This is a genomic window from Methylorubrum suomiense (assembly GCF_022179765.1).
Taxonomy (GTDB): Bacteria; Pseudomonadota; Alphaproteobacteria; order Rhizobiales; family Beijerinckiaceae; genus Methylobacterium; species Methylobacterium suomiense.
The window spans coordinates 224,909-232,990 of sequence record NZ_BPRE01000009.1; the positions used below are offsets into that span (position 1 = coordinate 224,909).

Genomic DNA, 8,082 nt, shown 5'->3' on the forward strand with positions numbered 1-8,082 from the left:
GAGCGGGGTCGAGGCTATGAAGCTTGAAGTAAAACGAATCGGCAATTCCACTGGGCTAATTTTGCCGAAAGAGCTCGTTGGTAGGCTCAAGCTCGATCAGGGCGATTGGCTCCACGTCACCGAGAATAATGACGGCACGTTGCATCTTTCGCCCTATGATCCGACCTTCGAGAAAGGAATGAAAATCGCCGAGAAGGCGATGAAAACCTATAGGAATGCGCTCGCCGAGTTGGCGAAGTGAGCGAGATCGTTTGGCTCACAGGCGATCTCGTTCAGGCCATTCATGCTTATCAGCTCAAATTCTTTGGCGGCCCTGCGGGCTTGCGTGACGAGGGAGCTCTCGAATCGGCGTTGGGACGGCCAGTCAATCGGGCGGGGTACGGCGAACCGGATTTAGCCGAACTGGCTGCTGCCTACGCTTTCGGCATCGCCAAGAACCATCCATTCATCGACGGCAACAAGCGCGCGGCACTGCTTGCGCTCGTGACGTTTCTCGGCCTGAATGAGATCGACTTCGTTGCTGATGAAGCGGAGGCGGTGCTGATGATCCGTGGCCTCGCCGCCGGCGAGATCGACGAAGCCGGCCTCACACGCTGGATACGTGACAACTGGCCAACCGCTTGAGCGCCGCGGCGCGCCGTCCCAGCGCCCTGGGCGCGGGGACGGCGCGCGCCTATCTCGGATCACATCTTCATCAGGATCGATCCGTCAGGCCATGGCCGAAACCGACCGCGAAGCCAACCGCTTCTCCGCCCGCGCGAGCCGCTACGCCAGCGTCGGCGCCAATGTCGGCGGCGTGGCCGCCCGGATGGCCGCCGCCCGCCTGTTCGGCGGCAAGGACGGCGCCGCGCCGAGCAACGCCGCCGCCCTAGCCCAGGCGCTCGGCGGCTTGAAGGGGCCGATCATGAAGGTGGCGCAGTTGCTCGCCACCGTGCCCGACCTGCTCCCACCCGAATATGCCGCCGAACTGCAGAAGCTTCAGGCCGATGCGCCGCCCATGGGTGCCGCCTTCGTCAAACGGCGGATGATGGCCGAACTCGGCGCCGACTGGCAGAGCCGCTTCACCCACTTCGATCTCAAGCCGGCGGCGGCGGCCTCCCTGGGCCAAGTCCATCGGGCCGTCTCGCCCGACGGTGCGCCGCTCGCCTGCAAGCTCCAGTACCCGGACATGCAGTCGGCGGTGGAGGCCGATCTCAAGCAGCTACAGGTCGCCTTCGCCCTCCACCGCCGCATGAATTCCTGGCTCGATACGTCGGAGATCGCCAAGGAGATCGGCGCTCGCGTGCGCGAGGAACTCGATTACGAGCGCGAGGCCAAGCATGCCGCGCTCTACGGCAATGTCCTCAAGGACATCGATTCGGTCCGTGTGCCGCAGGTGCACAAGGACCTCTCGACCAAGCGCCTGTTGACGCTCGGATGGCTCGACGGCGAGAAGATCCTGACCTTCGCCCAATCACCCATCGAAGTCCGCAACCGGCTCGCCCAGGCGATGTTCAGGGCCTGGTGGCACCCGTTCAGCCGTGCCGCCGTCATTCACGGCGATCCGCATCTCGGCAATTACACCGTCTTCTCCGAGGGTGGGGAGCCGCAGGGCATCAACCTGCTGGATTACGGCTGCGTGCGCATCTTCCACCCGCGCTTCGTCGGCGGTGTGGTCGATCTCTATCGCGGCCTGTTGGAAAACGACCGCGACCGGATCGTCCATGCCTACGAAGTCTGGGGGTTCAAGAAGCTCGACCGCGAGACCGTCGATATTCTCAATATCTGGGCGCGCTTCATCTACGGGCCGCTCCTCGAGGATCGCACCCGCACCGTCGCCGACGGCATCGAGCCGGGCGCCTATGGCCGACGCGAGGCGTTCTCAGTCCATCAGGCACTGAAGGAGCGTGGTCCCGTCACGGTCCCTCAAGAATTCGTGTTCATGGATCGCGCGGCGGTCGGCCTCGGGGCGGTGTTCCTGCACCTGCGCTCTGAACTGAATTACCACCGCCTGTTCGAAGCGGAAATCGAGCGGTTTTCCCTCGATGCTCTCGCGGAGCGCCAGAAGACGGCATTGACGGCGGCGGGATTGCCGCTCCCCGCCTGAACCGTCAACGGAAAACCCGTCATCCGATTGTCAACCAGTCGGTCAAGCTGATTGCTCCCCGCCAAGCCTTGCGCTAAATCCGCGCGTGACAAGCAAAACGAAGTCAGGGAACGGGCGCGCAATGGCGGACACGAAGACCCTCACGGGCCTGAATTACAGCCCGGCGATGGATGAGAAGACCCACGAGCAAACCTATCGGGGCTTCGTCCGCTTCGTCGAGATCGGTACCGTTACCGTTCTGTGCTGGGTGGCGGCGCTCGCGATCGGCGGTGTGCACGAGGCGTGGATCACCGCGATCATCGGCGTTCTGGTCTCCTGGGGTCTCGCCGCGCTCGGCGCTTTCGTCCCGGCCATCGGCTGGAAGGCGCAGGCCGGCCTCTTCCTCGTCCTCCTCGCCATCCTCTTTCTGAGCTGAGTTTTCGACAAAGACCGGCCCGTCAAACGGGCCGGTCTTGCCGCATGACAATCTAGCCGTCCACATAGCTCGGATACCGGCACGCCGAATGGGCGGCTGTAAGAACGGGAGCAACCGAATGCGCATCGCCGTCTTGACGGAGACGGATCCCGCGGAACCGCGGGTCGCCACCGTCCCTGAAACGGTCAAAAAATTCGTCGGCCTTGGCGGCGAGGTCGTGGTTCAATCGGGGGCAGGCCAGAAGGCCGGCGTTCCCGATGCAGAATACGAGGCGGCCGGCGCGAAGATCGCGTCCTCCGCCGAGGAGGCCCTGTCCGGCGCCGACCTCGTCCTCAAGGTCCGCCGACCGAATGCCGAGGAACTCGGCAAGACGCCCAAGGGCGCGACCGTCATCGCCATTATGGATCCCTACGGCCGCGAAGACGAGCTGAAGGCCATGGCCGATGCGGGCGTGAATGCCTTCTCCATGGAGTTGATGCCCCGCATCACCCGCGCGCAGGTGATGGACGTCCTCTCCTCCCAGGCGAACCTCGCCGGCTACCGGGCCGTGGTCGATGGCGCCGCCGAATACGGCCGCTCCCTGCCGATGATGATGACCGCCGCCGGCACCGTGCCCGCCGCGCGCATCTTCATCATGGGCGTCGGCGTGGCGGGCCTTCAGGCCATCGCCACCGCGCGGCGCATGGGTGCCGTCGTGACCGCCACCGACGTGCGTCCCGCCACCAAGGAGCAGGTCGAGTCCCTCGGCGCCAAGTTCGTCGCCGTCGAGGACGAGGAGTTCAAGTCAGCCGAGACCTCCGGCGGCTACGCCAAGGAGATGTCGGCCGAGTATCAGAAGAAGCAGGCCGAACTGGTCAAGGGCCACATCGCCAAGCAGGACATCGTCATCACCACGGCCCTCATCCCGGGCCGGCCGGCACCGAAGCTCGTCTCCGAGGAGATGGTCGCCTCGATGAAGCCCGGCTCGGTGCTGGTCGATCTCGCGGTCGAGCGCGGCGGCAATGTCGCGGGCGCCAAGGCCGGTGAGATCGTCACCGTCGGCAATGGCGTGAAGATCGTCGGTCATACCAACGTGGCGGGCCGCCTCGCGGCCACGGCCTCCAGCCTCTACGCCCGCAACCTCTACGCCTTCGTCGAGACACTGGTCGACAAGGAGTCGAAGGCGCTGGCGATCAAGTGGGACGATGAACTCGTCAAGGCGACCAACCTCACCCGCGACGGTCAGGTGGTTCACCCGAACTTCCAGCCCAAAGCCTGACGATCGCGGAGGATCCAGACATGGCTAACGTACCCCTCCCTGCCGCGGAGCAGGCCCAGGCCGCGGCGGCCGCCGCGCGCACCGCGGCTGAAGTGGCCCAACAGAACGCCGCCCAGGCCCAATCCATCGCCGACTCCCTGGCGCACGGCATCTCCGCCGCCACCCACGGCGCGGTCGATCCCACCGTGTTCCAGCTCGCGATCTTCGTGCTCGCGATCTTCGTCGGCTACTACGTCGTCTGGTCGGTGACGCCCGCGCTCCATACGCCGCTGATGTCGGTGACCAACGCGATCTCGTCGGTCATCATCGTCGGCGCGCTCCTCGCCGCCGGCGTGCCGCTCATCGAGAAGGGCACCGGCTGGGCCCGCTTCTTCGGCTTCATCGGTATCGTGCTCGCCTCCGTGAATATCTTCGGCGGCTTCCTCGTCACGCAGCGCATGCTCGGCATGTACAAGAAGAAGGCCTGAGGCGATGTCGGAAAACGTCTCTTCCCTTCTCTACATCGTCGCCGGCGTCCTGTTCATCATGGCGCTGCGGGGGCTCTCGCATCCCACCACGTCGCGGCAGGGCAACCTGTACGGCATGATCGGCATGGCGCTGGCCGTGCTCACCACGCTCATCGGCCATCCGCCGGCGGGCTTCGGCGCCTGGATCCTGGTGCTGCTCGGTCTCGGCATCGGCGGTGGCGCCGGCGCGGTGATCGCCAAACGCGTGCCGATGACGGCGATGCCGCAGCTGGTCGCGGCCTTCCACTCGCTCGTCGGCCTCGCCGCCGTGGCGGGCGCGGCGGCGACCCTCTACGCCCCCCAGGCGGTCGGCATCCTCGAGAACGGCCACATCCACAAGCAGTCGCTGTTCGAGATGGCGCTGGGCGCGGCGATCGGCGCGATCACCTTCACCGGGTCGGTCATCGCCTTCGCCAAGCTCGACGGACGCATGTCGGGCAAGCCGATCATGCTGCCGCAGCGGCATGCCATCAATATCGGCCTGGGCATCGCACTGGTGGTGCTGATCGCGATCTTCATCGGCAACGAGAGCAAGCTGATCTTCTGGCTCATCGTGCTGCTGTCGTTCGCGCTCGGCGGTCTGCTCATCATCCCGATCGGCGGCGCCGACATGCCCGTCGTCGTGTCGATGCTCAACTCCTACTCGGGCTGGGCGGCGGCCGGCATCGGCTTCACCCTGGGCAACCTCGCGCTCATCATCACCGGCTCGCTGGTCGGCTCGTCGGGTGCGATCCTGTCCTACATCATGTGTAAGGCGATGAACCGCTCGTTCATCTCGGTCATCCTCGGCGGCTTCGGCGGTGATGCCGCAGCGGCAGCGGGTGGCGGCCAGGTCGAGACGCGCCCCGTGAAGCAGGGCTCGCCGGACGACGCGGCCTACATCATGAAGAACGCCGAGCGCGTCATCATCGTCCCCGGCTACGGCATGGCGGTCGCCCAGGCGCAGCATTCGCTCCGCGAGATGGCCGACCTGCTCAAGAAGGAAGGCGTGGACGTCAAGTACGCGATCCACCCGGTCGCGGGCCGCATGCCGGGCCACATGAACGTGCTGCTGGCCGAGGCCAACGTCCCCTATGACGAGGTGTTCGAGTTGGAGGACATCAACGGCGAGTTCCCGCAGGCGGACGTCGCCTTCGTGATCGGCGCCAACGACGTCACCAACCCGGCCGCCAAGACCGACAAGGCCTCGCCAATCTACGGCATGCCGATTCTCGACGTGGAGAAGGCCAAGACGGTCCTCTTCATCAAGCGCGGCATGGGCTCGGGCTACGCGGGCGTGGAGAACGAGGTGTTCTTCCGCGACAACACCATGATGCTGTTCGGCGACGCCAAGAAGGTCGTGGACTCGGTCCTCAAGAACCTCTGAGCGACGCGACGAGCGGACGACATCGGCGGGGCGGGCGACACGATCGCCCGCCCCGTTGTCGTTTGCAGGCCGCAGCCAGAAGCGAGCGAAGCGGCTATGCTCCGCTCCGTGCTCGCCTCAAATCTCATCCCCACCGAAAAGAACGTCCTCGACGTAGCGGCCTCCGTATTGGGGCGCCCCTGGCGCGAACGCTGCGCCGATCCCGGCCTCCAGGCCTTCGCCACGAGCATGACGCAGGGATACGGCCTCCCGGATCTGCTCGCCCGGGTCCTTGCTGGGCGCGGCGTCCGACCGGCGGAGGCGCAAGCCTATCTCTCGCCCCGTCTGCGCGACTTGATGCCGGACCCGTCCGTCCTGGTCGCCATGGAGGCGGCGGTGGAGCGGCTGGCTCACGCCGTGCGCAAGCGCGAGCCGGTGGCGATCTTCGGCGATTACGACGTGGACGGGGCAGCGAGCGCGGCGCTGCTCGCCGAATATCTCCGCGCCCTCGACGTTCCGGTGCGCATCCATATTCCGGATCGACTGACCGAGGGCTACGGCCCGAATATCGGCGCGGTGACAACGCTTGCGGCGGAGGGGGCGAAGCTGCTCGTTTGCGTCGATTGCGGCACCGCCGGCCACGAGCCGCTGGCGGCGGCAGCGGAGCTCGGCCTCGACGTGCTCGTCCTCGACCATCACGGCGCGCCCGAGTCGTTGCCGCCGGCGCGGGCGGTGGTGAACCCGAACCGCCTCGACGACCTCTCGGGACTCGGCCATCTCTGCGCGGCCGGCGTGGTGTTCATGACGCTGGTTGCGCTGGCGCGCCGGCTGCGGGGGGAGGGCGCCTTCGGTGCCGGTGAGGGGCCACGGCTCACCGATTCCCTCGATCTCGTGGCGCTCGCCACCGTCGCCGACGTGGTGCCCCTGATCGGCCTCAACCGGGCCTTCGTCGTCCAGGGGCTCGCGGTGATGCGCGGACGCGGTCGACCGGGCCTCGCGGCGTTGCTCGATGCGGCGGGGCTCACTGAACCGCCGGAGGCGTGGCATCTCGGCTTCCTGCTCGGACCGCGCATCAATGCCGGGGGCCGCATCGGCGATTCCGGGCTCGGTGCCCGCCTGCTCACCACCGCGGATCCCCTCGAAGCGCGGGGCATCGCCGCCGAGCTCGATCGGCTCAACCGCGAGCGTCAGGCGATCGAGGCCCAGGCCGTCGCCGAGGCCGAGGCCGACATGGACCGTCGCCTTTCCGCCGATCCCGATCGGCCGGTGCTGATCGCCGCATCGCCCGAATGGCATCCCGGCATCGTCGGGTTGATCGCCGCTCGGCTCAAGGAGCGCTTCGGTCGTCCGGCCTTCGCCTTCGCGATCAAGTCGGACGGAACGGCGGTCGGGTCGGGCCGATCGGTGGCCGGCGCCGATCTCGGTGCGGCGGTGCGCGCGGCGGTCGAGGACGGCCTCGCCCTCAAGGGCGGCGGACATGCCATGGCGGCAGGCGTGACCCTGGCTCCGGACCGACTCGAAGCGTTCGGCGCCGGGCTCGACCGGGCATTGTTCGAATCCGTCGCCCGCGCCCGCGCGGCGGAGGCGCTTCTGATCGACGGAACGGTGAGCGCGGGCGGTGCCACCGCCGAACTCGTCCGGTCGATCCAGAGAGCGGGGCCGTTCGGACAGGGGGCGCCCGAACCGATGATGGCCTTGCCACGTCACCGCCTCGTCGATGCGGCCATCGTCGGCAACGGCCATGTCCGTGCGCGCTTCGCCAGCGGCGACGGCCAGACGCTCGGCGCCATTGCGTTCCGGGCCGCGCAGGGTCCAATCGGGATCGCCCTCCTCGGCGGCATCGGCCGGACGTTCCACGCGGCCGGTACCCTGTCCTGCGACCGGTGGCGCGGCGCCGAGCGGGCGCAGCTGCGGATCTGCGATCTCGCGCCCAGCGGCTGACGGCTCTCTCGGAGCCGCACGAAACGTGGCGCCCCGGCGTGCCGTTTTATGGATGTGGGCGAGCGAGACGCGAATGACGGGCGCAAGCCGCGAAGGATCGGTTGACACCCGCCCGCCGCCTCACCATAAGGACGACGCCCGCTGCGGAGCGCCAGTCTCTGGCCCGCGGTGACAGCGGTTTGGGGGAATGTCCCGAGCGGCAAAGGGGGCGGACTGTAAATCCGCTGCGTAAGCTTCGTAGGTTCGAGTCCTACTTCCCCCACCAAACCTTTCTGTCCTTCGCAACCATGAGACACCACGACTGGGCGACTAGAATCGTCCAGCGACCAATGGTCCGTGCAATCGCGCGGTCGTGTCTTGCAACTCTTGCGATTTAACTTTGTTGAATTTCCACGGCTCCGTTGACGGCTAGGTTGCCGCTGACCTTGCCCCCTGGCCTGCCCTCGTTCTGCAGCTAGGGTCCGTCGATCAGGAGACGGACGATGAAGAAAAGCCGGTTCAGCGAAGAGCAGATTATCGGCGTCCTCAAGG

Annotated in this window: 8 protein-coding genes and 1 tRNA gene; all 9 read left to right on the forward strand. The window is 66.9% G+C overall.

The window, feature by feature from the left end:
- The first annotated feature begins 16 nt into the window (after positions 1 to 16).
- Positions 17 to 241, forward strand: a complete 225-nt coding sequence (locus MFF26_RS16145) for an AbrB/MazE/SpoVT family DNA-binding domain-containing protein (protein WP_137827413.1) — start codon at positions 17 to 19, stop codon at positions 239 to 241.
- Positions 238 to 624 carry a type II toxin-antitoxin system death-on-curing family toxin gene (locus tag MFF26_RS16150; protein WP_137827222.1) on the forward strand — a complete coding sequence of 129 codons (387 nt, stop codon included), beginning with the start codon at positions 238 to 240 and terminating at the stop codon, positions 622 to 624. The genes MFF26_RS16145 and MFF26_RS16150 overlap by 4 nt, the downstream gene beginning before the upstream one ends.
- A 91-nt stretch (positions 625 to 715) precedes the next feature.
- A complete protein-coding gene (locus MFF26_RS16155; protein WP_137827221.1) occupies positions 716 to 2,086 on the forward strand; it encodes an ABC1 kinase family protein in 1,371 nt (456 codons plus the stop codon).
- Between the two features lie 121 nt (positions 2,087 to 2,207).
- On the forward strand, positions 2,208 to 2,501 hold the full coding sequence (locus MFF26_RS16160; RefSeq protein WP_137827220.1) for an aa3-type cytochrome c oxidase subunit IV: 294 nt from the start codon (positions 2,208 to 2,210) through the stop codon (positions 2,499 to 2,501).
- Positions 2,502 to 2,619: 118 nt separating this feature from the next.
- Complete coding sequence (locus MFF26_RS16165; protein WP_137827219.1) at positions 2,620 to 3,759, forward strand: Re/Si-specific NAD(P)(+) transhydrogenase subunit alpha; 1,140 nt, start codon at positions 2,620 to 2,622, stop codon at positions 3,757 to 3,759.
- A gap of 20 nt (positions 3,760 to 3,779) precedes the next feature.
- Positions 3,780 to 4,226: a proton-translocating transhydrogenase family protein gene (locus MFF26_RS16170; RefSeq protein ID WP_137827218.1), complete on the forward strand. Its 447-nt coding sequence runs from the start codon at positions 3,780 to 3,782 to the stop codon at positions 4,224 to 4,226.
- A gap of 4 nt (positions 4,227 to 4,230) precedes the next feature.
- Complete coding sequence (locus tag MFF26_RS16175) at positions 4,231 to 5,631, forward strand: NAD(P)(+) transhydrogenase (Re/Si-specific) subunit beta (protein WP_137827217.1); 1,401 nt, start codon at positions 4,231 to 4,233, stop codon at positions 5,629 to 5,631.
- Positions 5,632 to 5,727: 96 nt separating this feature from the next.
- Positions 5,728 to 7,551, forward strand: coding sequence for a single-stranded-DNA-specific exonuclease RecJ (gene recJ / locus MFF26_RS16180; protein WP_238308200.1), 1,824 nt, complete (start codon positions 5,728 to 5,730; stop codon positions 7,549 to 7,551).
- Positions 7,552 to 7,732: 181 nt separating this feature from the next.
- Positions 7,733 to 7,816 (forward strand) — tRNA-Tyr (locus tag MFF26_RS16185).
- The last annotated feature ends 266 nt before the right edge of the window (positions 7,817 to 8,082 follow it).

Excerpts from the sequence above, each read along its gene's own strand:
- MFF26_RS16145 (WP_137827413.1), top strand. The coding sequence starts at position 17 with ATGAAGCTTGAAGTAAAACGAATCGGCAATTCCACTGGGCTAATTTTG.
- MFF26_RS16155 (WP_137827221.1), top strand. The coding sequence starts at position 716 with ATGGCCGAAACCGACCGCGAAGCCAACCGCTTCTCCGCCCGCGCGAGC.
- MFF26_RS16160 (WP_137827220.1), top strand. The coding sequence starts at position 2,208 with ATGGCGGACACGAAGACCCTCACGGGCCTGAATTACAGCCCGGCGATG.
- MFF26_RS16165 (WP_137827219.1), top strand. The coding sequence starts at position 2,620 with ATGCGCATCGCCGTCTTGACGGAGACGGATCCCGCGGAACCGCGGGTC.
- MFF26_RS16170 (WP_137827218.1), top strand. The coding sequence starts at position 3,780 with ATGGCTAACGTACCCCTCCCTGCCGCGGAGCAGGCCCAGGCCGCGGCG.
- MFF26_RS16175 (WP_137827217.1), top strand. The coding sequence starts at position 4,231 with ATGTCGGAAAACGTCTCTTCCCTTCTCTACATCGTCGCCGGCGTCCTG.
- recJ (WP_238308200.1), top strand. The coding sequence starts at position 5,728 with ATGCTCCGCTCCGTGCTCGCCTCAAATCTCATCCCCACCGAAAAGAAC.